Source organism: Streptomyces sp. NPDC007025 (assembly GCF_042869455.1).
Lineage (GTDB): Bacteria > Actinomycetota > Actinomycetes > Streptomycetales > Streptomycetaceae > Streptomyces.
The window spans coordinates 48,245-69,248 of record NZ_JBIAFT010000006.1; the positions used below are offsets into that span (position 1 = coordinate 48,245).

Annotated in this window: 20 protein-coding genes; 8 read left to right on the forward strand and 12 right to left on the reverse strand. The window is 73.1% G+C overall.

The features are described from left to right. Positions 1-164: 164 nt before the first annotated feature. A complete protein-coding gene (locus tag ACFYMO_RS13435) occupies positions 165-1,211 on the reverse strand; it encodes an LLM class flavin-dependent oxidoreductase (protein ID WP_366772910.1) in 1,047 nt (348 codons plus the stop codon). A gap of 302 nt (positions 1,212-1,513) precedes the next feature. On the opposite strand from ACFYMO_RS13435, the gene ACFYMO_RS13440 reads away from it, so the two are divergent. Then, positions 1,514-1,873 (forward strand): ATP/GTP-binding protein, encoded by a 360-nt coding sequence (locus ACFYMO_RS13440; protein ID WP_366772909.1) that lies wholly within the window; start codon positions 1,514-1,516, stop codon positions 1,871-1,873. 51 nt (positions 1,874-1,924) lie between these two features. Here ACFYMO_RS13440 and ACFYMO_RS13445 read toward each other — a convergent pair whose 3' ends face one another. The 7 genes from ACFYMO_RS13445 to mce all read right to left on the reverse strand — a co-directional run bounded on the left by ACFYMO_RS13445 (position 1,925) and on the right by mce (position 12,244). Next, entirely contained in the window at positions 1,925-2,857 is a 933-nt protein-coding gene (locus ACFYMO_RS13445) for an ABC transporter permease (RefSeq protein ID WP_366772908.1), read from the reverse strand. Next, the gene (locus tag ACFYMO_RS13450) at positions 2,857-4,206 is read right to left on the reverse strand and encodes an ABC transporter ATP-binding protein (RefSeq protein WP_388546256.1); all 1,350 of its coding nucleotides are present in this window, start codon (positions 4,204-4,206) and stop codon (positions 2,857-2,859) included. The genes ACFYMO_RS13445 and ACFYMO_RS13450 overlap by 1 nt, the downstream gene beginning before the upstream one ends. 266 nt (positions 4,207-4,472) lie before the next feature. Next, positions 4,473-5,243 carry an ABC transporter permease subunit gene (locus ACFYMO_RS13455; protein WP_366772906.1) on the reverse strand — a complete coding sequence of 257 codons (771 nt, stop codon included), beginning with the start codon at positions 5,241-5,243 and terminating at the stop codon, positions 4,473-4,475. Next, positions 5,240-6,283 carry an ATP-binding cassette domain-containing protein gene (locus ACFYMO_RS13460; protein WP_388546259.1) on the reverse strand — a complete coding sequence of 348 codons (1,044 nt, stop codon included), beginning with the start codon at positions 6,281-6,283 and terminating at the stop codon, positions 5,240-5,242. Before ACFYMO_RS13460 ends, ACFYMO_RS13455 begins: the two co-directional genes overlap by 4 nt. 259 nt (positions 6,284-6,542) lie before the next feature. Next, positions 6,543-7,496, reverse strand: a complete 954-nt coding sequence (locus tag ACFYMO_RS13465; protein WP_019354647.1) for a cellulose-binding protein — start codon at positions 7,494-7,496, stop codon at positions 6,543-6,545. Positions 7,497-7,621: 125 nt separating this feature from the next. Further along, entirely contained in the window at positions 7,622-11,410 is a 3,789-nt protein-coding gene (gene scy / locus ACFYMO_RS13470) for a polarized growth protein Scy (RefSeq protein WP_366772904.1), read from the reverse strand. Positions 11,411-11,803: 393 nt separating this feature from the next. Next, a complete protein-coding gene (gene mce, locus ACFYMO_RS13475; protein WP_019354649.1) occupies positions 11,804-12,244 on the reverse strand; it encodes a methylmalonyl-CoA epimerase in 441 nt (146 codons plus the stop codon). A 136-nt stretch (positions 12,245-12,380) separates the two neighbouring features. On the opposite strand from mce, the gene ACFYMO_RS13480 reads away from it, so the two are divergent. Together ACFYMO_RS13480 and meaB are read left to right on the forward strand one after the other, a co-directional pair. Then, complete coding sequence (locus ACFYMO_RS13480) at positions 12,381-13,580, forward strand: acetyl-CoA C-acetyltransferase (RefSeq protein ID WP_366772903.1); 1,200 nt, start codon at positions 12,381-12,383, stop codon at positions 13,578-13,580. Between the two features lie 164 nt (positions 13,581-13,744). Then, a complete protein-coding gene (gene meaB / locus ACFYMO_RS13485) occupies positions 13,745-14,701 on the forward strand; it encodes a methylmalonyl Co-A mutase-associated GTPase MeaB (RefSeq protein ID WP_388546265.1) in 957 nt (318 codons plus the stop codon). A gap of 321 nt (positions 14,702-15,022) precedes the next feature. Here meaB and ACFYMO_RS13490 read toward each other — a convergent pair whose 3' ends face one another. The 4 genes from ACFYMO_RS13490 to ACFYMO_RS13505 all read right to left on the reverse strand — a co-directional run bounded on the left by ACFYMO_RS13490 (position 15,023) and on the right by ACFYMO_RS13505 (position 17,681). Next, complete coding sequence (locus ACFYMO_RS13490; protein ID WP_366772901.1) at positions 15,023-15,499, reverse strand: MarR family transcriptional regulator; 477 nt, start codon at positions 15,497-15,499, stop codon at positions 15,023-15,025. A gap of 81 nt (positions 15,500-15,580) precedes the next feature. Beyond that, positions 15,581-16,387 (reverse strand): AIM24 family protein, encoded by an 807-nt coding sequence (locus ACFYMO_RS13495; protein WP_366772900.1) that lies wholly within the window; start codon positions 16,385-16,387, stop codon positions 15,581-15,583. Beyond that, positions 16,387-17,037 carry an AIM24 family protein gene (locus ACFYMO_RS13500; RefSeq protein ID WP_366772899.1) on the reverse strand — a complete coding sequence of 217 codons (651 nt, stop codon included), beginning with the start codon at positions 17,035-17,037 and terminating at the stop codon, positions 16,387-16,389. Before ACFYMO_RS13500 ends, ACFYMO_RS13495 begins: the two co-directional genes overlap by 1 nt. Then, positions 17,037-17,681 carry an AIM24 family protein gene (locus ACFYMO_RS13505; RefSeq protein WP_388546270.1) on the reverse strand — a complete coding sequence of 215 codons (645 nt, stop codon included), beginning with the start codon at positions 17,679-17,681 and terminating at the stop codon, positions 17,037-17,039. The genes ACFYMO_RS13500 and ACFYMO_RS13505 overlap by 1 nt, the downstream gene beginning before the upstream one ends. A 139-nt stretch (positions 17,682-17,820) precedes the next feature. Between ACFYMO_RS13505 and ACFYMO_RS13510 the strand changes: the two genes are divergently transcribed. The 5 genes from ACFYMO_RS13510 to ACFYMO_RS13530 all read left to right on the forward strand — a co-directional run bounded on the left by ACFYMO_RS13510 (position 17,821) and on the right by ACFYMO_RS13530 (position 20,985). Continuing rightward, complete coding sequence (locus tag ACFYMO_RS13510; RefSeq protein WP_366772897.1) at positions 17,821-18,216, forward strand: DUF3817 domain-containing protein; 396 nt, start codon at positions 17,821-17,823, stop codon at positions 18,214-18,216. Beyond that, positions 18,213-18,509, forward strand: a complete 297-nt coding sequence (locus tag ACFYMO_RS13515; protein ID WP_366772896.1) for an MTH1187 family thiamine-binding protein — start codon at positions 18,213-18,215, stop codon at positions 18,507-18,509. Before ACFYMO_RS13510 ends, ACFYMO_RS13515 begins: the two co-directional genes overlap by 4 nt. A gap of 192 nt (positions 18,510-18,701) precedes the next feature. Continuing rightward, positions 18,702-20,024, forward strand: coding sequence for an MFS transporter (locus ACFYMO_RS13520; RefSeq protein ID WP_388546274.1), 1,323 nt, complete (start codon positions 18,702-18,704; stop codon positions 20,022-20,024). Position 20,025: 1 nt separating this feature from the next. Continuing rightward, positions 20,026-20,544, forward strand: coding sequence for a MarR family transcriptional regulator (locus ACFYMO_RS13525; protein ID WP_366772894.1), 519 nt, complete (start codon positions 20,026-20,028; stop codon positions 20,542-20,544). A 102-nt stretch (positions 20,545-20,646) separates the two neighbouring features. Then, positions 20,647-20,985 (forward strand): DUF3817 domain-containing protein, encoded by a 339-nt coding sequence (locus ACFYMO_RS13530; protein ID WP_366772893.1) that lies wholly within the window; start codon positions 20,647-20,649, stop codon positions 20,983-20,985. Positions 20,986-21,004: the final 19 nt, after the last annotated feature.

Below are 21,004 nucleotides of genomic sequence, written 5' to 3' on the forward strand. Positions count from 1 at the left end.
GGGCGGGTACGGCCGTGTCCGTTGCGGCGGTGGGGACCCACCGCCGCAACGCCGCTGTGCCCTGCGGCAGTCCGGCGCCGTCGGGCAACACCGTCCGGCTGCAACGTTTTTCGGCCTTTGCGGGAGGCCGCGCCAGGGATCGGATGCCGGACCGCAGCCCGGCTTCAGGCGAGCAGCGGCAGCACCTCGCCGGCCAGCCGCTGGACGTTCCGCAGGGTGCCGTCCCGCTCGCCGGTACCCTCGACCAGCAGCGCGAACCGCTCGATCCCGGTGCGCTCGGCCGTCGCCGCGAGCCGCTCGGCGCACAGCCGGGGCGAGCCCACCGCGTGCAGCTCGCACAGCAGTTCCGTGTACGCGAGCGGGTCGCGCATGGAGCGGGGGCGGCCGTCCACGGTCACATGCTGCCCCAGGCCCTCCTGCAACCAGCCGGGCATCGCCTTGGTCAGCGCCTGCCGCGCCTCCTCGCGGGAGTCGCCCACCTGCACGACCCCGGCCGACACATGCCGCCGGGCGGTGGCCGCGACCGCTTCCGGAGGATGGCCGGCCGCCAGCGCCGCAGTGCGCCACAGCCGCGTCATGTCCGCCTTGTCCGCGTCCCCGGCGTGCATGCCCAGTAGCATCGGCAGCAGCCGTTCCGCGGCCAGCCGGACGGTTCCCGGCGAGGTGCAGGCGACGACCACGCCGGGCCCGCCACCCGCACCGGTACCGGGGTGCCCGGCCGGTTCCGGGCGCGGCACCACGGCCACCTCGCGGAAGCGGTAGTGCTCGCCGTCCGCGCCCACCCGCGGCTCGCGCAGCCAGCGCAGCAGCAGGTCCAGCGCTTCCGGGAAGCCCTCCTCGAACGCGCGGGTCCCGCCGCCGAAGACCTCCAGATCCACCCACGGCCCGCCGCGCCCGACCCCGAGCGTGAAGCGCCCCTCGGAGAGCAGGTGCAGCAGCGCGGTCTGCTCCCCGAGCGCGACCGGGTGCGCGTTGGGCAGCACGCTGACCGCGGTGCCGACGCCGATCCGCCGGGTGCGTCCCAGCAGCAGCGCGGCGAGCGTCACCGCCGAGGGGCATACGCCGTACGACACGAAGTGGTGCTCGGCGAGCCAGATGTGGTCCAGCCCCGCCCGCTCGGCGGTCTCCGCGACCCCCACGGCCCTCTCCAGCGCCTCTCCCTGCTGCTGGCCCGGGAACTGCGCGCCCAGGACGAAAGCTCCAACCTGCATTCCCCACCGCTCTCATGGCTGCCCGCGGCCGGTCCGGTCCGGGCCGGGCGTTCGGCAGGACCGGACACCCCATCCAGCACTAACGGCGGCCGGGGTGCCGAAGGCACGGTCCGTAGTGCTGTTCATCGGATGAACGCCGACTCGTTCGCACCTGTGGACGGGGGCGTGCGGTCGTCGGTCCTCTGCGTAGGCTGGAAAATACCCGGCCGCCGTGCCACACGGCAGCAGAACCGCGCGTATCGCACACCGTGGCGTGACCGGCCGGGCACGCGCCCATCGCCGTCGACCCCCGAGGTGCCCCCGTGTCCCCGCGTCGTAACCGCTCCCGCAGCGGCGCCGTCAAGTCAGCCAAGGCCGCCCGCACCGGATCCGGGACCCCCGGCGGCGGGGAGCACGAGGGGCGGGAGCGGTTCGGGCTGCAGCGCACGGAGGACTGGCAGGGCGAGGAGTGGGCCGTCCGGCAGATAAGCGGGGGCGCCGCGGTCAAGCACTACCGGTGCCCCGGCTGCGACCAGGAGATCCCGCCCGGCGTCCCGCATGTGGTGGTCTGGCCCCTGGAAGGTGATGTGGCCGACCGCCGGCACTGGCACCGTGCCTGCTGGAACGCGCGGGACCGCCGGAGCGCCAGGCTCCAGCGGTCCCGCAACGCACCGCGCTACTGAACGCGGATACGCGGAGGCAGCGGGGCCCGCGCGGGGCGCCGCCGCGCGGGCCTACACGTCGCGCTTGTTGAGCAGCGCGTAAGCCGCCGCGAGGACGATCAGCGTGACGACCGCCAGGCCGCCCAGCAGCGGCCATCCGGTCGTGTCCTGGTCGTCGCTCATCGGGATCCGGTAGAGGGAGGCCAGCCCGTTGAGGGGCGAGTACTCCAGCAGCATCCTGCGGACGTCCTGCAGTGCCTCGCCCACCATGAACAGCGCCATCACCAGCGGCAGCAGCACCACACCCAGCATCGTGGTGATCGCGCCCGCCGAGTGCCGCAGCAACGCGCCCACCGCCAGCGACAGCAGCCCCAGCAGTGCCACGTAGAGCCCCGCGCCGACCGTGGCGCCCAGCCATTCGCCGCCCGAGGCGACGACCTTCCCTCCTTCGAATGACCCGCTGAAGTCCTCGGCGTTCACGTACGAGGGACGGGTCTGGTCGCCCAGCAGCGCGGAGTTGATCAGCGCGGTGAGCGTGCAGGCCAGCGTCGTGGTCACGAAGGCCAGTCCGAAGAAGACCACCGCCTTGGCCAGCAGCACCCTGCCGCGCTGCGGGCAGGCGGTGAGGGTGGTGCGGATCATGCCGGTGCCGTACTCGGAGGTGACCACGAGTACGCCGAGCGTGATCACGCAGATCTGCCCGAGCATCAGCCCGAACAGGCCCCCGGCCAGCAGCGGCTGGCCGGTGAAGTCGTCACCGCTCAGTCCCAGCGCCGTCAGGAAACCGATCCCCACGACGAGTGCGAACATCAGACTGAGCGTCCACACGGTGGAGCGGACGGTGCGGATCTTCGTCCACTCCGAGACCAGCGCGTGGCCGAGGTGAGTGCGCGCCATCGGAATGGGCGAGCTGTAGGGGGCGATTCCGTTCGGCCAGTTCGCCTGCGCCGCCTGCTGCTGCGGCGCACCCGGAGCCGCCTGGCCGTGGTGCTGCTGGATGCTCATCAGGCGTCCTCGCCTTCGTTCTTGGCGCTGTCGGCCGTGCTGCCGGGGGCGGGCGGGTTTCCGGCCGGTGGGCCGACCGGGGGCGCGGGGCTGTCGGTCGCGTACGGATTCGGGGCGCCTGGGCCGCCCGCCGGGGCCTGCGGCGCCCGCATCTGGAGCGTGCCCCCCTCGGGGGCGCGGGGCTGCGGCGGAACCGCGGGCGGCGGGCCCTGCGGCGCGGGAGTGCCGGGCTGCAGCGGGGCGCCCTGCTGCATGGGGGCGCTCTGCTGCTGCGGCGGGCCGTACGGAGCCGGCTGCGGGGCACCCTGCGGCGCCGGCGGCATCTGCGGCGCCGCGGCCATCCCCGGAACCGCTGCCGCCTGCGGCGGCACCGCTCCCGGGCCGGCCGCTCCCGGCGCTCCCATCGGCTGCTGCAGGCCGGAGCGCATGTCGGCCGTCGAGCGGTAGTCCACCGAGCCCTGCGTGAGGCGCATGTACGCCTCCTCCAGCGACGCCTGGTGCGGCGACAGCTCCCACAGCCGTACGTCGGCGCCGTGCGCCAGATCGCTGATGCGGGGCAGCGGGAGCCCGGTGACGCGCAGCGCCCCGTCCTCCTCGGGCTGCGCCTGGCCGCCCGCCTCCTGGAGCGCCGTCAGCAGCTTCTCCCGCTGCTCCGGCTCACCGTCGGGGGTGCGCACCCGTGCGAAGCCGATGGAGTTGTGCTCGATGAACTCCCGCACCGACATGTCGGCCATCAACTGCCCGCGGCCGATGACGATGAGGTGGTCGGCGGTCTGGGCCATCTCGCTCATCAGATGGCTGGAGACGAACACCGTCCGGCCCTCGGCGGCGAGCTGTCGCATCAGGTTGCGGACCCACAGGATGCCCTCCGGGTCCAGGCCGTTGACCGGCTCGTCGAAGAGCAGCACCTGCGGGTCACCGAGCAGCGCCGCGGCGATGCCCAGCCGCTGGCCCATGCCCAGCGAGAACCCCTTGGATCGCTTCCGGCCGACGTCCTGCAGTCCCACCACGCCCAGCACCTCGTCGACCCGGCGGGCCGGGATGCCGGAGAGCTGGGTGAGGGAGAGCAGGTGGTTGCGGGCGCTGCGCCCGCCGTGCACCGCCTTCGCGTCGAGGAGCGCGCCGACCTGGCGGGGAGCGTTGGGCAGCCCGCGGAACGCGTGGCCGCCCACGGTGACCTGGCCGGACGTCGGTGTGTCCAACCCCAGGATCATGCGCATGGTGGTCGATTTCCCGGAGCCGTTGGGCCCCAGGAATCCGGTCACGGCTCCCGGCCGAACCTGGAAGGACAGGTTGTAGACGGCCGTCTTGGCGCCGTAGCGCTTCGTCAGGCCGTACGCCTCGATCATCCTTTGCCCCTGGACGCAGTTCGGGGCTCGTTCGCCCCCGGACATGGGCTAGGAGGCTACGGGGCGGGGAATCGGTTCCCTACGGCGCCCCCTGGCAGCGCGCACGCCCCCGGCCCGGCGCCCTTCGGCAACGTGCGCACCCCCGCCCGCCGCGCGCACGCCGGGGACAGCGCACACCGGGGCCGACGCGCACCCAGGCCCGGCGGGGCGAGGCGCCTCCGGGCCCCGGTGGCCGGCCGGTGTCCGGGCCCGGCCATCCGCGGGGCTCAGGCGTCGCGCTTCTTGAGGACGAAGAAGCCCGCCAGCAGTGCGGCGGCCGTCCAGGCCACCATGATCAGCAGTCCTTCCCACGGCCCGTACGGCCGGTTCAGGGTGTCCGGCACCACGGCCATCACCGTCGTCCCGGCCTGGTCCGGAAGGTACTGGCCGACCTTCTTCGTCGCCTCGACGTTGCCCAGGATGTTCGAGATCAGGAAGAAGAACGGCATCAGGATCGCGAACGCCAGCAGCGGACTGCGCAGCACGAAGGTGATCCCCACGGCGAACATCGCGATCAGCGCCATGTAGAGGCCGCCGCCGACCACGGCGCGCAGCACGCCCTCGTCGCCGATGCCCACCCCGTGCGAGCCGAGCAGCGCCTGGCCGAGGAAGAACGCGCAGAAGCTGGTGACCATCCCGACGACCAGGACCAGCGCCCCGGCGATCAGCACCTTGCTCCACAGGAACGTGCCCCGCTGCGGAACCGCGGCCAGCGAGTTGCGGATCATGCCGGTGCTGTACTCGGCCGAGACGATGAGCACACCGAACGCGATCATCGCGAGCTGTCCGATGCCCATCCCCGCGAAGCTGGTGTAGGTGGCGTCGAACGTCATCCGCTCCGAGCCGGACATGTCGTCGAAGGTGGACGCGGTCACCCCGCAGATCAGGGCGCCCAGGCCGACCGAGACGAGCAGCGCGGTGGCCAGTGTCCAGACGGTGGAGCGGACGGAGCGGACCTTGGTCCACTCGGACTTGAGTACCCGCGTGCTGTGGCTCATCCTCGGCGCCCCTTCCGGTCCTGCCAGCCCTCGCCCCACGCCCCGGGCGGCCCGGCCGGGCCCGGAGGGGTCTGTGCGCCGTCCGGAGGCGGCGCCGTCCCCTCCTGCGGCACCGGCGGCGGGGGCGCGCCGCCGGGTGCGGCGGCGTGGTACTCGACGCTCTGGGCCGTCAGCCGCATGAACGCCTCCTCCAGGGAGGCCCGCTGGGTGCTCAGCTCGTGCAGCACCACGCCGTGCTCGGCGGCCAGTTCGCCGATCCGGGGTGCGTCCCCGTCGTCCACCTCCAGGGTGCCCTCCGCACCCGGCGCCGGACGCAGCCCGGCCTCGGTGAGGAGGTCCCGCATCCGCTCCGGCTCCGGGGTGCGCACCCGGACGTGGGTACGCGAGTTCTCGGCGATGAACTGCGACATCGAGGTGTCCGCCAGCAGCTTGCCCTGGCCGATGACGACCAGGTGCTCGGCGGTCTGGGCCATCTCGCTCATCAGATGGCTGGAGACGAACACCGTCCGGCCCTCCCGGGCCAGCTGCTGCATCAGCGTGCGGATCCAGTGGATGCCCTCCGGATCCAGCCCGTTGACGGGTTCGTCGAACATCAGGATGCGCGGATCGCCCAGCAGCGCCGCCGCGATCCCCAGCCGCTGCCCCATGCCCAGGGAGAACCCCTTGGGCCGCTTGCGCGCCACCTCCCGCAGGCCCACCATCTCCAGCACCTCGCCGACCCGGCGCTCGGGGATGCCGTTGGACTGCGCCAGGCACAGCAGGTGGTCGTGGGCCCGGCGCCCGCCGTGGACGCCCTTGGCCTCCAGCAGTGCGCCGATGCTGTGCAGCGGCTCGCGCAGCTCCGGGTAGCGCTTTCCCTCGATCCGGACGTCTCCTCGGGTCGGCTCGTCGAGTCCCAGCACCATGCGCATGGTCGTCGACTTGCCCGCGCCGTTCGGGCCCAGGAATCCGGTGACCGTACCGGGACGTACGGTGAAGCTGAGGCCGTCGACGGCCAACTTGTCACCGTATCTCTTGGTGAGATCCCGCAACTCGATCATTCTTCGACGCTAAGGGCCGCTCCCCGCTCCCGCCACTCGTGCGCATTATCCGCACATCATCCGCACACGCGAAACGCATCGCTCCGGAGTCGGCCGGTCGGCGTGTGCCGTGTGTCGTAGACACGCACACACGCCGCGCGGGGCCGGCGGGGCTGCTGGAACCCCACCGGCCCCGCGCGGCGGGATCGGCGGACGGGCACGTCGTACGGCCGCGTCACGCAGCGAACGCGACGGAGGACGGCGCCCCCGGCGTGGACGCTCAGCGGGACTGCTGAGCCGGCACCGAGCGGCCCGCGGCCTCCTCGTCGGTGGCTTCCTCGGCGCCGGGCTGACCCGCGGCCGCCACGGCCGCGCCGGTGAGCGTGGCCAGCATCTCGCGCACGTTGGTGAGCTGCGCGTTGATGCTGTCGCGGCGGTTGGTGAGGGCGGCCAGCTCGCGCTCGGACTCGCTGCGCACCCGGTCGGCCTTCGCGTTGGCGTCCGCCACGATGTCCTCGGCCTGGCGCTGCGCGGTCTCGACGGTCTGCCGGGCGCGCCGCTCCGCGTCCGTGCGCAGCTTCTCGGCCTCCAGCCGGAGCTGCTCGGCGCGGTGCTCGATCTCGGCCAGCCGCTTCTCGGCCTTGGCCTGCCGGGAGGCGAGGTCGCGCTCGGACTGCTCGCGCCGCTTGGCGAGGTTCGTCTCGAAGTCCGCGGCGGCCTGGGCCGCCTTGGCGCGGGTGTCCTCGAAGAGCGAGTCGGCTTCCTCGCGCTTGGACTGGGCGTCCTTCTCGGCCTCGCTGCGCAGCGAGGCGGCCTCGGTCTTCGCCTTGTCGACGATGCCCGAGCCCTCTTCCTCGGCCTTCGCCTTGCGCTCGGCGGCGAACGCCTCGGCATCGTTGCGCACCTGCTGGGCGGCGCCCTCGGCGAGCTCGCGGTGCTGCTCGGCGGCGCGACGGGCCTCCTCACGCAGGTCCTTGGCCTCTTCCTCCGCGAGCCGGAGGATCTTCTCGACACGGGCGCCCAGCCCGGCGTACGACGGCTCCGAGTCGTTGACCTGAGCCTGGGCGTTCTGCGTTTCGAGGTGCAGCTCCTCGATGCGCTTTTCCAGAGAGGTGATACGGGCCAGGGCGCTGTCACGGTCGGCGACGAGCTTCGTGATGCGGTCGTCCACCTGCCCGCGGTCGTAGCCACGCCGCACGAGCTCGAAGCCGAAGGGGGAGGAAGTGTCGCTCATGGGGTTCCTGTCGAGTCAGACGGGTTATCAGACGGGGGAGTGATAGAGGGAATCCTAGGGGCCGAAGCGGCGTGTCATCGAGCTTATGCGGGTTTGATCTGGAGAATGTGCCCTCGTTCGAGTGGCTAACTCTCCGAACTCTTGCCACTCGAACGAGTTGTACCAGCGCCAACGCCCGCTGTCACACCACCCTTTGCGCCGGTGTCACGTCCACTCTTCCGGCCGGACCCCCCGTTGCGTCCCGACCCCGAACCCGAGCCGGAGCCGCCCCCGGAGCCGGAAGCGGAATCCTCCTCGGACTCCGGTCCGGAGTCCGCCCCGGCCGCTGACGCCGCACCCGGCGTCTCGAACGACTCCAGCGCCTCCAGCACGTCCTGCACCCGGGAGATCTCCGCGTTGATGTCCTCCTGACGGCGCATCAGCACATCCAGCTCCTGCTGCCCCGTCTCGACCGTGTGCCGAGCCTCCTCCGAGGCTTCCTCCCGCATCCGCTCGGCCTCCTGGAGCATGGCGGCCTTCTTCTGCTCGGCCTCCTTCAGCAGCCCCTCGGCCTTCCGGACGGCGGCGATGCGCACCTTGCCCGCCTCGGCATCGGCGTCCGCACGCACCTCCTCGGCCTTCTTCCGCGCCTCGGCGAGCTGCTCCTCGGCGGCCGCCACCAGCTTGTCGCACCGCTCGCCCGCCGACTGCATCGCCTCGGCGGCCTCCCGGCGGGCCCGCTCGTGCAGCTCCTCGACCTCCGCCTCGACGCGGGTGCGCAGCTCCTCGGCGCGCTCCCGGATCGCCCCCGAGTCGCTGCGCGCCTCCTCCAGCATCGTGTCCGCGTCCGAGCGCGCCTTCTCGACCAGCTCCCGGCCCTCGGCCTGCGCCTCGGTCACCAGCCGGTCGGACTCCCCACGCGCGGCACCGACCATCGAATCCGCCTGCTCCTCTGCGGTGGCCTGCGTGCGCAATGCCTCCTCCTGTGCCTTGGCGAGGAGCTGGTCGGCCTGCTCGGCGGCCTCGGCGCGCTTCTTGGCGGCCTCCTCGCGCGCCTCGTCCCGCAGCCGGTCGGCCTCCGTACGGGCCTCCTCGGCGATCCGCTCGGCCGCGGCGTGCGTCTCCTCGCTGAACCGCTCCGCCTTCGCCCGCAGCTCGGCGCCGACCCGCTCGGCCTCGGCGCGGGTCTCCTGGCTGTACCGGTCGGCTCCGGCATGGGTCTCGGCGCTGTACCGGTCGGCGCCGGTGCGGGTCTCCGTGCTGTACTGCTCCGCCTCGCCACGCGTGCGGTCCGCCTCCTGCCGGGCCTCGGTGAGGAGCTGGTCGGCCTGCTCGGCGGCCTCGGCGCGCTTCTTGGCGGCCTCCTCGCGCGCCTCGTCCCGCAGCCGGTCGGCCTCCGCGCGGGCCTCCTCGCTGCCGCGCTGGGCGTCGGCACGGGTGCGCTCGGCCTCCTCGGCCGCCTCCGAGACCGTGCGCTCGGCCAGCGACTTGGCCGCGTCGGCCTCCTCCTGCGCCTCGCTGCGCAGCGTCTGCGCCGCGAGTTCGGCCGCCGACCGCAGCCCGGCGATCTCCTCCTCGGCCTCCTCGCGCAGGCCCGCGACCGAGTCCCGCACCTGCTGGGCCGTCTCCTCGGCCGACGCGACGAGTTCGGCAGCGCGCCGCTCCGCCTCCTCCGTCAGCCGCTCGGCCTCCTCCTGTGCGTCGGCCACCCGCTTGCGGGCCGCCGCCAGCAGCTCCTCGCTCTGCTCGCGGGCCGCCGTGCGCTCCTGATGCGCCTCCTCGCGGGCGGAGGTCAGCAGCTCCTCGGCCTCGCGCCGGCGCCGGGCGGCCTCCTCCTGGGCGGCACTGAGCGCCTCGGCAGCCTCCGTGTTCGTCCGTTCGGCCGCCGCGTCCGCCTCGGCGCGCACCCGGTCGGCCGTCGTCCTGGCCTCCTCGCGCAGCCGCTCGGCCTCCGCCGTCGCCTCGCTGCGCAGCTGGACGGCGACCGACTCGCCCTCCGCGCGGGCCTGCGAGGCGTCCGAGGCGGCCTCGGTGCGCAGCCGCTCCGCCTCCTCCTCCGCCTGCTCACGCAGCGTGCGCACCCGCTCAGCGGCCTCGCTGCGCAGCCGCTCGGTCTCGGTCCTGGCCTCCTCGCGCAGCCGCTCGGCCTCGGTGCGGGCCTCGGCCAGCCCGGACTCGGCCTCCGCCAGCCTGGCCTCGGCCTCCTCGCGCAGCCGGGTCAGCTCCGCCTCGGTCTCGGCCTTCCGCTCGCGGACCGCCTCCTCGGCCTCCTCGCGGGTGCGCCGGGCGGCCTCGTCCGCCTCGGTGCGCGCCTGCTCGGCGTGCTCCTCGGCCTCGGTACGCGTCTCCTCGGCCTCCGTGCGGGCCCGCTCCAGCGCCTCCTCGGCCTGGGTGCGCAGCGCCGTGGCCCGCTCGATCGCCTCCGTGCGCACGCGCTCGCTCTCCGTGGCGGCGTCGGTGCGGGTCTCCTCGGCGTCCGCCTTGGCCTTGCCCAGCAGCTCCTCGGCCCGGTTGGCGGCCTCCTCGATCTGCTGGACGGCGTCGCGGCGGGCCTCGCCGCGGATCTTCTCGCCCTCCTCGACCGCCTCGGCGCGCAGTTGCTCGGCCTCGCCGCGCAGCCTGCGGGCCTCCTCCTGGAGCTCGACCGTCTTGGCCCGGTACTCCTTGGTGTCGTCCTTGGCGGCGCCCTTGAGCTCCGCGGCCACGTCGTGCGCCTCGGCGCGCAGCCGGTCAGCCTCCTCCTCGGCCTCCCGGCGCAGCCGCTCCGCTTCCTCGGCGGCCGACTTCGTGGTGGCCTGGGCCTCGTCCGAGGCGCGGTTGAGGACGTCCTCGGCCGTGCGGGCCGCCTCGGCGAGCTGGTTCGCGGACTCCTCGGCCGTGGTGGTGCGGGCCTTCTCGCGGGCCTCGGCGATCAGCCGCTCGCCCTCGGCCCGGGCGTCCTCGCGGACCTGCTCCGCCTCGGTGGTGATGGCCTCGGCGTCCTTGGTGGCCTGGCCCACCAGCCGGGCCACCTCCGCCTTGGCGGTACGGGTGCGCTGCTCGTTGACCGACTCGGTGTCGCTGAGCCGCTTTCCCGCCTCCTCCTCGGCCTCCTGGAGCTTCTCGGCGGCCTGCTCCCGGGCCTCGCGCAGGGCCTCCTCGGCCTCCCGCATCCGCTCCTCGGCGCCGCGCATCAGCTCGGCGGACTCCCGGCGGCTGCTCTCCACCTCCCCGGCGGTGGAGCTGCGGAGCTGCTCGGCGTGGTCGGTGGCCTCCTGCGCCTGGGTGGAGGCGGCGGTCAGCAGCCGCTCGGCGTCGGCGCGGGCCCGCCGCAGGATCGACTCGGCTTCGCTGCGGGCCTGCTCGGCCTCGCTGGTCAGCCGCTGCCGCGACTCCTCCGTCAGCCGCTGCGCCTCGGCGCGCGCCTGGGAGAGCGCCTGCTCCGTCTCGGCGCGGGTCTCCTCCATCAGCCGGCGGGCCTGCTGCTCGGTGCGGGAGCGGAGCTGCTCGGCCCAGGCCACGTTCTCGTTGACGTGGGTCTCCACCGTCGCGCGGCGGTCGGCCAGCTCCTGGTCGAGCTGCTGGCGGCGGCGTACCGCCTCGGCATGCAGCTCGGCCTCCAGCCGCGCCTGCTGCTCGGCCTGCTCCTGGAGCACCCGCTGGGTCTGGGCGCGCGCCTCGCGCAGTTCGCGTTCGGCGTCGGCGCGCATCTGGTCGGCCTGGAGCTGGGCGTTGCGCAGCAACTGCTCGGCCTGATGGGAGAGATTGTCGTATCCCGCCGGGCGCGTGGCCAGGGCGCGGCGCGCCTCGTGCAGCTTGGCGCGCAGCACTTCGACCTGGTAGCCGAGGTCGTCGGCATGCTCGACGGCCTTCTCCCGCTCCTTCTTCAGCCGCTCCATCTCGGCCTCGAACTGCGAGAGGTGATCGTCAGCCTCGTAGCGGTCGTAGCCCCGCACTGCGCGGTCCCATCCGTCCCCTGGTAGTCGTGGAGATGATCCGAGCCCTCTCCCGGACTTGAGTGGACACGTCTCCCGGAAATGGTGTCAGATCATCGGCGGAACGTGGACCGAGCCCCCAGCCCGGAGATCTCCGTACGGTGGGGAGGGCCCGCCCCGGCCGAGGGGCCACTCTACCGGGCCTGGAAGCCGACGTCAGTGGTCCGTTGGTGCTGCTGTGGTCCAGGGGGGTACGGGGCGGTGCGCCGGGCGTGGCGGAGTGTGACCGGATCGGAGCGCCGAGGTCCGCGGATCCTCCGGGTGCCGATCCCCCGGGGGGGCTTGCCGGGCCGTCGCCCGGACGGCGCGCGGTGCCCCGCCGGACCGGGACCGGTGCGCGTGGCGGGCCGGGACTCAGTGCTCCCCGTCGCCGGGCGTCGCCGCGGTGACCAGTTCGGTGAGCACTCCGTGGCAGTCCTTGGGGTGCAGGAAGGTGATCCGCGAGTCCATGCTGCCCCTGCGGGGCTCGTCGTACAGCACGCGGACGCCCTTGTCGCGGATGGCCTCCGCCTCGCCGTCCACGTCCGCGGTGCCGAACGCGATGTGGTGGACGCCCTCGCCGTTCTTGGCCAGCCACTTGGCGACCGCCGAGTCCTCCCGGATGGGCTCCAGGAGCTGGAGGTAGGAGGCGCCCCCGTCGTCCGTGCCGTTGATCCGCAGCATGGCCTCGCGGACGCCCTGCTCCTGGTTGACCTCGGTGTGGAACACCTGGAAGCCGTAGGTGCGAGAGTAGAAGTCCACGGTGGCCTCCAGGTCCCGGCAGGCGATTCCGATGTGGTCGATACGCGTCAGCATGGGGAACAGTGCAGCGCTCTCCGCCCGGTTACGCAACGTGCGCACGGTCACACCCACCGACCGGTGACCGCGGGTGGTACCGCTCAGTATCTTGAGTGGTAACCCTCGTTAACTTCCCCCCGGAAGGAAACTCCTCATGACTCCCACCCCCAGCAGCACCACATCCGTGATCGTCTCCGGAGCCCGTACGCCCATGGGGCGGCTGCTCGGTTCGCTGAAGTCCTTCTCGGGGGCGGACTTGGGCGGTTTCGCCATCAGGGCGGCCCTGGAGCGGGCGGGGATCGGCGGCGACCAGGTCGAGTACGTGATCATGGGCCAGGTCCTGCAGGCCGGGGCCGGGCAGATCCCGGCGCGGCAGGCCGCGGTCAAGGCCGGTATCCCGATGAACGTCCCGGCACTGACCGTGAACAAGGTGTGCCTCTCCGGGCTCGACGCCATCGCGCTCGCCGACCAGCTGGTGCGCGCGGGCGAGTTCGACGTCGTCGTCGCGGGCGGCCAGGAGTCGATGACCAACGCCCCGCACCTGATGCCCAAGTCGCGCGAGGGCTACAAGTACGGCTCCCTCGAGGTGCTCGACTCCATGGCGCACGACGGCCTGACCGACTCCTTCGACGGCGTGGCCATGGGCGCCTCCACCGAGAAGCACAACACCCGCCTCGGCATCCCGCGCGAGGTGCAGGACGAGATCGCCGCCCGCTCCCACCAGCGGGCCGCCGCCGCGCAGCGCGACGGGCTCTTCCAGGCGGAGATCACCCCCGTGGAGATCCCGCAGCGCAAGGGCGACCCGGTGCTCTTCTCCGAGGACGAGGGCATCCGGGGCGAATCCACCGCCGAGTCGCTGGGCAAGCTGCGGCCGGCCTTCGCCAAGGACGGCACGATCACCGCCGGTTCCGCCTCCCAGATCTCCGACGGCGCCGCGGCGGTCGTCGTGATGAGCAAGGCGAAGGCCGAGGAGCTCGGGGTGGAGTGGATCGCCGAGATCGGTGCACACGGCAACGTCGCCGGGCCGGACAACTCGCTCCAGTCGCAGCCCTCGAACGCCATTCAGCACGCGCTGAAGAAGGCGGGGCGCGCGGTCGCCGACCTCGATCTGGTCGAGATCAACGAGGCGTTCGCGGCCGTGGCGCACCAGTCCATGAAGGACCTGGAAATCGGCCCCGAAAAGGTGAACGTGAACGGTGGTGCCATCGCCCTGGGGCACCCCATCGGGATGTCCGGGGCGCGCCTGGTCCTCCACCTCGCGCTGGAGTTGAAGCGGCGCGGGGGCGGGCTGGGCGCCGCCGCCCTCTGCGGCGGGGGCGGACAGGGCGACGCCCTGCTCATCCGCGTCCCCTGACGACGGCTCCCCGCCGGGGCCCGGGAAGCAGTTCGCTCCCGGGCCGGGCGGCCGCCCGGCGGGTGCCCTCCGTCCGCCGGCGGCGGGCCCCGGGGCGGAGATCCCGCCGCAACCGGGTAGGAGGAACGGACAGACGGTGACAGCCCAGAACGGAGCGGTTTGACATGGCGGATGTCGCAGCGCTGGTGGCGGCGGCCCGGGAGGGCGCGCCGCGGGCCGTGGCGCGGCTGATCTCCCTCGTCGAGGGAGCCTCCCCGCAGCTTCGCGAGGCCATGGCGGCCGTCGCGCCCCACTGCGGCAACGCCTACGTGGTCGGCCTGACGGGGTCGCCCGGTGTCGGCAAGTCCACCACCACCTCCGCGCTGGTCACCGCGTACCGCGCGCAGGGCAGGCGGGTGGGCGTGCTGGCCGTGGACCCGTCCTCGCCGTTCTCCGGCGGCGCCCTGCTGGGCGACCGGGTGCGGATGGGGGAGCACGCCTCCGACCCGGGCGTCTACATCCGGTCGATGGCCACCCGCGGCCACCTGGGCGGCCTGGCCTGGGCCGCCCCGCAGGCGATCCGGATGCTGGACGCGGCGGGTTGCGACGTGGTCCTGGTCGAGACCGTCGGTGTGGGGCAGTCCGAGGTCGAGATCGCGGCGCAGGCGGACACCAGCGTGGTGCTGCTCGCGCCCGGCATGGGCGACGGCATCCAGGCGGCGAAGGCCGGAATCCTGGAGATCGGCGACGTCTACGTCGTCAACAAGGCCGACCGGGACGGCGCCGACGCCACCGTCCGCGAGCTCAACCACATGCTCGGGCTGGGCGAGGCCCGCGGTCCCGGCGACTGGCGGCCGCCGGTGGTCAGGACCGTGGCCGCGCGCGGCGAGGGGCTGGAGGAGATGGTCGCGGCCCTGGACAAGCACCGCGGCTGGATGGAGGAGCGCGGCGTGCTGGCCGAGCGCCGTGCGGCGCGTGCCGCGAAGGAGATCGAGACCATCGCGGTCACCGCGCTGCGCCGCCGGATCGGCGAGCTGCGGGGCGGCAAGCGGCTCGACGCGCTGGCCGCGCGCGTGCTCGAGGGGACGCTGGACCCCTACACCGCGGCCGACGAACTGGTCGAGGGCGTCACCGAGGGGTGACGCCCTGACCGGGCCGAGCTGCCGGACATCGCCCAGCGGCACGCCGCCGCGGGGGTGCGGGTCTCGGTGCGGGAAGGACGGATCTTCGAACGCTCTGTGCGACTGGATGCCGTGCGCACCCGCGACGGCGGCCGGCCGGTCCGGGGCCGGCCGCCGCCCGGGACGTCGCGGAGCACCATGGCCGCACCCTCCGCGCACCCTCCGCGCCCCCTCCGGGGGAGGGGGTTGGTGCGTCCTGCGGTTGCCGCTCGCCGACGCGTGGGACGGACGGGGAGGCCGGCGGGCGGGGCCGGCGAGTGGGGGCCGATCCGTGCGGGAGCGCTAGACGCGTCCCCGTTCGGCGCGGAGCTTCTCCGCCATGGGACGCAGGATGCGCTCCAGGTGGGCGAGGTCCGAAGGGGAGACCCCGTCGATGAAGTGCCGCCGCACCGAGGCGACATGGTGCGGTGCCACCGTGCGCATGGTCTCCCAGCCGTGCTCGGTGAGCACCGCGAACAGCCCTCTCTTGTCCGACTCGCAGGACTCCCGCCGCACCAGCCCGGCCTTCTCCATCCTGGTGATCTGGTGCGACAGCCGGCTCTTGGACTGGAGCGTCGCCGTGGCCAGGTCGGTCATCCGCATGCGGTGCTCGGGCGACTCCGAGAGATTCACGAGTATCTCGTAGTCGTTGAGGGTCAACCCGAACGGTTGCAGATCGCGCTCGAGCTGATAGCTGAGCAGCCTGCCGACGTCGAGGTGGGTGCGCCAGGCGCGCTGCTCGTCCTCGGTGAGCCAACGGGTGCCGTCATCGGTGTCCATACCGTGAGACTCTACCCAGGCCCGTACAGGCGTGCTTACGCCGCGTGGTATTTGTGCTCCGCAGCGTTGCCGGACGGCTCTTCACAGCCCCAGCCGGCGCTGGAGACTGCCGAACTGGCCCGGCAGTTGCGGCCCCTGCTGCCCGCCGTGGCCGCCGTCGCCCCCGTGGCCGCCCCCGGGCACCCCGGCCTGCTGCGGGACGGCGCCGGTGTCGCGCTCGTCCATGAGCACCTCGGACGACTGGATCAGCACGGTGCCCGCTCCGACGAACTCGAACTGGTGCTCCTCGCCGGAGGCGCCGCCCACCCCCGTCAGGGCGCGCAGCCCGCCCATGACGCCCTTGAGGTACCGGTGGTCGTAGTGGTGGCACGGCGAGGGGCAGTCCGCCCAGCCGACCAGCGCCTGCGGATCGACCCGCACCGGCGGCTCCACGAAGTGCACCTCCCCGTTCGAGGCGGCCACGAAGGAGCCGGTGCCGATCAGGGTGAGGAAGCCCGGGATGATGGACTGCTTCAGCGAGAGGGACGGGTCGAAGGCGAGCAGGTTGCCGGACCGGACGGTCAGGTTGCCGTCCTCCAGGTCGTAGGAGTTGATGTCGAAGGCGCGGTCGGCCAGCAGCAGTTTGCCGCGCCCCTGGGCGACCACCCAGTCCGCGGCGTGCAGCGGCGAGTGGAAGCTGCTCGCGACGAGTCCGTCCAGCGGTCCGTGCCCGATGCCGTGGAAGTCGATCTGCCCGTAGTAGGCGATCATCTTCCCCTTCTGCAGGAACCACCGGCCGTCCAGCTCGACGCAGAAGGCATAGGGGTTGACGTTGTCGTTCGCGGGCAGCGACACCGCGTCGTACACCCGGTAGTCCTGCGGGGCGCCCCCCTGCGGCGGCTGGGACATCACAGCTTCTCCTCACTGGCCTGCACGAAGACGGCGCCGCTGCCGGACAGTTCGAGCTGGAACGCCTCGCCCGAGCCGCGCCCCACCATGTCCCGCCAGCCCAGCGCCGAGGACAGCTTGTTGCGTACGTCGCCGAAGTGCGCCACATACGCCTGGGGGTCCACATGGACGGGGTGCCCGGGCGCGATGGTGAGCTGGACGATGCCGCCGTGCGCCAGCACGGCCGCCGAACCCCGCCCGGAGAGCGTGGTGGTGAACAGGCCCTGCCCGGAGACCTGGCCGCGCACCATGCCCATCACCCCGCCGTCCCTGCCGAGGAAGAGGGTGCCCTGCTGGAGGGTGCCGTCGAAGGCGAGGAGGCGGTCCGACTCGACGCACAGCGTGTCGCCGTCGAGGTCGATCACCTGGATGTGGTGGCCGCCGTGGCCGAACATCACGGTGCCGTCGCCCTCCACGGTCATCAGGGGCGCGGCCTCGCCCGCCACCCGGCGGCCGATCATCGACATCACCCCGCCCTGGCCGCCCTGGACGTTGGGCGTGAAGGAGACCTCGCCCCGGTAGCCGACCATGGCGCCGCGCTGGCTGAACATCCGCTGCCCGGGGGCGATGCGGGCCTCCACCAGCTTGCCGGACAACTCCCGGAACGGCATCAGACGTCCCCTCCCAGCGTGTTGCGCTCGCTCGGCTGCACGTAGACCAGGCCCGTGCCCTCGAAGCGGATCTGGAACGCCTCGCCGGAGCCCTCGCCCAGCAGCGTGCGGAAGTTCACCCCGGACTGGAAGCTCTGCCGCAGGTCCCCCTGGTGTGCGACGTAGGCGCCGGGGTCGACCTGGAGCGGCGTCTTCGGGCCGACCCGCAGCAGCACCGCGGGACCCGCCGACATCAGCGCCGCCTGGCCGGTGCCCTCGACGGAGGTGGTGAACAGCCCGTTGCCCTGGGAGGCCCCGCGCAGCCCGGTGAAGCTGGTGCCGGTGCGCAGCCCGCTGTCCGTGCACAGCAGGTTGCTCGCCTCGACATGCAGCTTCTCGCCGTTCAGCCGGACGAGGTTGATGTCGCAGGCCCGGTCGGCGAAGTAGCAGGTGCCCCGGCCCTTCACCTCCATCACCGTCAGCTGTTCGCCGGTGAGCCGCCGCGTGACCATGCCGCGCACGCCCTCGCCGCCGCCGCTCAACTTCTTGAACGCCATCTCGCCGTCGTAGGCGACCATCGAGCCGTTCTTCGCCTTGACCGCGTCGCCGCCGCCCTCGAGCGTGACGGCCAGCACCTTGGTGCCGTCGAGTCGGAACTGAGCCACGCGACGAACCTACCCTGCGGCCGGTGATCCATTGCAGGGCTGCCACAATGGAAGAGCTTGTGCGTTCCTTCACAAACGCCGGGCGCCGTCGTCCCCGCGCATCCGACCCCGCTCGACCCACACGATCTGAGGACCTGCCGTGGCCATACTGGAAACTCCTAGCGGCCTGCCGCCCAAGGCGGTCTCCGCCCTGCGCCGTCTGCGACTCACCTCGGTGCCCGAGGCGATCTCCTTCCTCATCCTGATCCCCTGCTCGGTGCTGAAGTGGACGACGGACATCGGCTGGGCGCCGGGCGCCGTGAAGGTGATGGGGCCCATCCACGGAGTCCTGTTCATCCTCTACGTCCTTTTCTGGCTGGACGCCTGGAACCGGAACAAGTGGGACAGGAACCGCGCCGCGCTCTACTTCGTCCTCTCGGTGCTCCCGACCGGCGGCTTCTTCGCGGACAAGATGCTCCGCAAGGAGGAGGAGGCGGGAGTGATCGCGGCGCGCGCCCGCAAGGAGCAGACCTCGCCCAGCGCGGTCAACTCGTGATCGTCGCCTTCTCCGTCACGCCGCTGGGAGTCGGCGAGGACGTGGGGGAGTACGTCGCCGACGCGGTGCGGGTGGTCCGCGAATCCGGGCTGCCGCACCGGACCGACGCCATGTTCACCTCGCTGGAGGGCGACTGGGAGGAGTGCATGACGGTCGTACGGCAGGCGGTCGCGGCGGTCGAGGCGCGGGCGCCCCGGGTCTCGCTCGTCCTCAAGGCCGACATCCGGCCCGGCGTCACCGACGGACTCACCTCGAAGGTCGCGACGGTCGACCGGTACCTCGACGGGAGCTGACCGGGCGGCCGGGAGCGGGGGCGTCCCCTTCCCGGCCGGCTGCCGGTGCCGGGCCCGGCGGGGTGCGCCCGTACAGCACCCGGCGGCCGGCCCCGCGACGAGGCCGGCAGCTCCGCGCCGCGCAGCCGCGAGGTGGGCCCGGACCCAGGCGAACCCCTGTCCGGCGCGGGTCGAGTGGTCCAGGCTCGTTCCATGCCACCGGACAACGAACTGAGCCCCCCGTCGGACAGCGCGCGGCCGGACGTGGTCCCGCAGCGGGCGGACAGCGGCGCGGACAGCGGCGCGGGCAGCGGGCGGGCCGAAGCGGTCCCGCAGCGGGCGCGGTATGCGGGGCTCTTCCGCGTGCCGGAATTCCGCGCCGTGTTCGCGGCGCATGTGCTGTCCCTGCTGGGCACGGTCGTGGCGGGACTCGCGCTGCCCGTGATGATCTACGCGGAGACCTCCTCACCGCTGCTGAGCGCCCTGACCTTCGCGCTCGGCTTCCTCCCGAACGCGGTGGGCGGCGCCGCCCTGGCCTCGGTCGCGGACCGGTTCAGCGCCCGCCGGGTACTGGTGGCCTGCGATGTGTTCAGCGCGGCCTGCGTCGCCGCGATGCTGCTGCCCGGGGCGCACGTGGCGCTGCTGCTCGCGCTGCGGGCCGCGGCCGCTTTCGTGCAGCCCCTCTTCACCGGGGTGCGGGCCGCCAGTCTGGGCGCGATCCTGCCGGGCCAGGACGCGTTCGTGCTCGGCCGCTCGCTGCTGCGCGTCGTCGCGCAGAGCACTCTGATCGTCGGCAACGCGGCCACCGGGCTGCTGCTGGTCGTCATCGCGCCGCGCACCGCGCTGGTGCTCACCGTCGCCGGGTTCCTGGGCTCGGCGCTGATCCTGCGGACCGGCACCCGGCTGCGGCCGGCGCTGGTGCGCGCGGCCGCGCACACCAGGGGCGGCACCCGTCGGCTGCTGGCCGATCCGCGGGTGCGGGCGCTGCTGCTGCTGTGCTGGCTCCCGCCGCTGTTCGCGGTGGTCCCCGAGGGGCTGGCGGCGCCGTACGCGGACGCGCTGGGGGCCGGGCCCGTCGGGGTGGGTCTGCTGCTGGCCGCGGCGCCGGTGGGCAGCGTGGCGGGCGAGCTGGCCGTCGGTTCGCTGCTGTCCCCGGCGGCCCGCGAGCGCATCGTCCTGCCGCTCGCCGCCACGCTCCTGCTCCCACTGCTCGTCTTCGTCCTGCGCCCCGGGCTGCCGCTGGCGCTGGCCGCGCTGTGCCTCTCGGGCGCGGGCATCGGCTACACCCTGGGCCTGGACCGGTGGTTCTTCGACGCGGCTCCCGAGGAACTGCGCGGCCGGGCGCTGACGCTGATGACGGCGGGCCTGATGAGCTCCCAGGGCCTGGGGATGGCGCTGGGCGGTGCGCTGGCCGAGACCGTGCCGGCACACATCGTGATCGCATCGACCGGGGTGGTGGGCACCGGGTGCGTGGTGTGGAACGCCCGGAGAGTGAGACAGCTTCAGCCGGTACATGACCGGCCGGTAGGGTCGTAGGGTGTCCAAGCCGCTCAGTCTGACGTTCGATCCGATCGCCCGTGCCGATGAGCACTGGAAGCAGCGATGGGGCTCGGTCCCCTCCATGGCCGCGATCACTTCGATCATGCGCGCACATCAGATCCTGCTGTCCGAGGTCGACGCGGTGGTCAAGCCCTACGGGCTGACGTTCGCGCGGTACGAGGCCCTGGTGCTGCTCACCTTCTCGCAGAAGGGCGAGCTGCCGATGTCGAAGATCGGCGAGCGGCTGATGGTGCATCCGACGTCGGTGACCAACACCGTGGACCGGCTGCAGTCGGCGGGCTTCGTGGAGAAGCGGCCCAACCCGAACGACGGCCGCGGCACCCTGGCGGCGATCACCGACAAGGGCCGCGAGGTGTGCGACGCGGCCACCGAGGACCTGATGGCGATGGACTTCGGCCTCGGCGCCTACGACGTCGGGCAGCTCGGTGACATCTTCGCCCTGCTGCGTCCGCTGCGGGTGGCCGCCGGTGACTTCCCCGAGGAGCCCGGACACTGAGCCGGGCCGTCCCAGGAGGCGGCGGGACGCGTCCACCGGGGGAGCGGTGCGGGGTCCGGGGCGGTGGCGGGACGCGCCGGAGCGGCGGTTACGCTCGTTTCCATGAAACGAAGCGTGCTGACCCGCTACCGCGTCATGGCGTACGTCACCGCTGTGCTCCTCGTCCTGCTGACGCTCGGCGTGATCGGCAAGTACCTGCTGGGTATGGACGGCGCCGAGGGCTTCACCAGCGTGGTCGGGATCGCGCACGGCTGGCTCTACATCCTGTATCTGATCTTCGCCTTCGATCTGGGCCAGAAGGCGAAGTGGCCGCTGGGCAAGCAGCTGTGGGTGCTGCTGGCCGGCACCGTTCCCACCGCCGCCTTCTTCGTGGAGCGCAAGGTCACCCGGGAGGTCGCGCCGCTGGTCGAGGACGGGACGGCGGCCCCGGCCGGCGCCTGAGCGCGGCCCGGCCCGCTTC

What these genes read in the sequence shown, in the direction of transcription:
- ACFYMO_RS13450 (WP_388546256.1), bottom strand. Translation starts at nt 4,206, where the DNA reads ATGATCGAGGCGTACGGCCTGACGAAGCGCTACGGCGCCAAGACGGCC.
- ACFYMO_RS13465 (WP_019354647.1), bottom strand. Translation starts at nt 7,496, where the DNA reads ATGAGCGACACTTCCTCCCCCTTCGGCTTCGAGCTCGTGCGGCGTGGC.
- ACFYMO_RS13500 (WP_366772899.1), bottom strand. Translation starts at nt 17,037, where the DNA reads ATGCCGTTCCGGGAGTTGTCCGGCAAGCTGGTGGAGGCCCGCATCGCC.
- meaB (WP_388546265.1), top strand. Translation starts at nt 13,745, where the DNA reads ATGGCGGATGTCGCAGCGCTGGTGGCGGCGGCCCGGGAGGGCGCGCCG.
- ACFYMO_RS13435 (WP_366772910.1), bottom strand. Translation starts at nt 1,211, where the DNA reads ATGCAGGTTGGAGCTTTCGTCCTGGGCGCGCAGTTCCCGGGCCAGCAG.
- ACFYMO_RS13520 (WP_388546274.1), top strand. Translation starts at nt 18,702, where the DNA reads ATGCCACCGGACAACGAACTGAGCCCCCCGTCGGACAGCGCGCGGCCG.
- mce (WP_019354649.1), bottom strand. Translation starts at nt 12,244, where the DNA reads ATGCTGACGCGTATCGACCACATCGGAATCGCCTGCCGGGACCTGGAG.
- ACFYMO_RS13490 (WP_366772901.1), bottom strand. Translation starts at nt 15,499, where the DNA reads ATGGACACCGATGACGGCACCCGTTGGCTCACCGAGGACGAGCAGCGC.
- ACFYMO_RS13445 (WP_366772908.1), bottom strand. Translation starts at nt 2,857, where the DNA reads ATGAGCATCCAGCAGCACCACGGCCAGGCGGCTCCGGGTGCGCCGCAG.
- ACFYMO_RS13530 (WP_366772893.1), top strand. Translation starts at nt 20,647, where the DNA reads ATGAAACGAAGCGTGCTGACCCGCTACCGCGTCATGGCGTACGTCACC.
- ACFYMO_RS13455 (WP_366772906.1), bottom strand. Translation starts at nt 5,243, where the DNA reads ATGAGCCACAGCACGCGGGTACTCAAGTCCGAGTGGACCAAGGTCCGC.
- ACFYMO_RS13480 (WP_366772903.1), top strand. Translation starts at nt 12,381, where the DNA reads ATGACTCCCACCCCCAGCAGCACCACATCCGTGATCGTCTCCGGAGCC.
- ACFYMO_RS13495 (WP_366772900.1), bottom strand. Translation starts at nt 16,387, where the DNA reads ATGTCCCAGCCGCCGCAGGGGGGCGCCCCGCAGGACTACCGGGTGTAC.
- ACFYMO_RS13460 (WP_388546259.1), bottom strand. Translation starts at nt 6,283, where the DNA reads ATGATCGAGTTGCGGGATCTCACCAAGAGATACGGTGACAAGTTGGCC.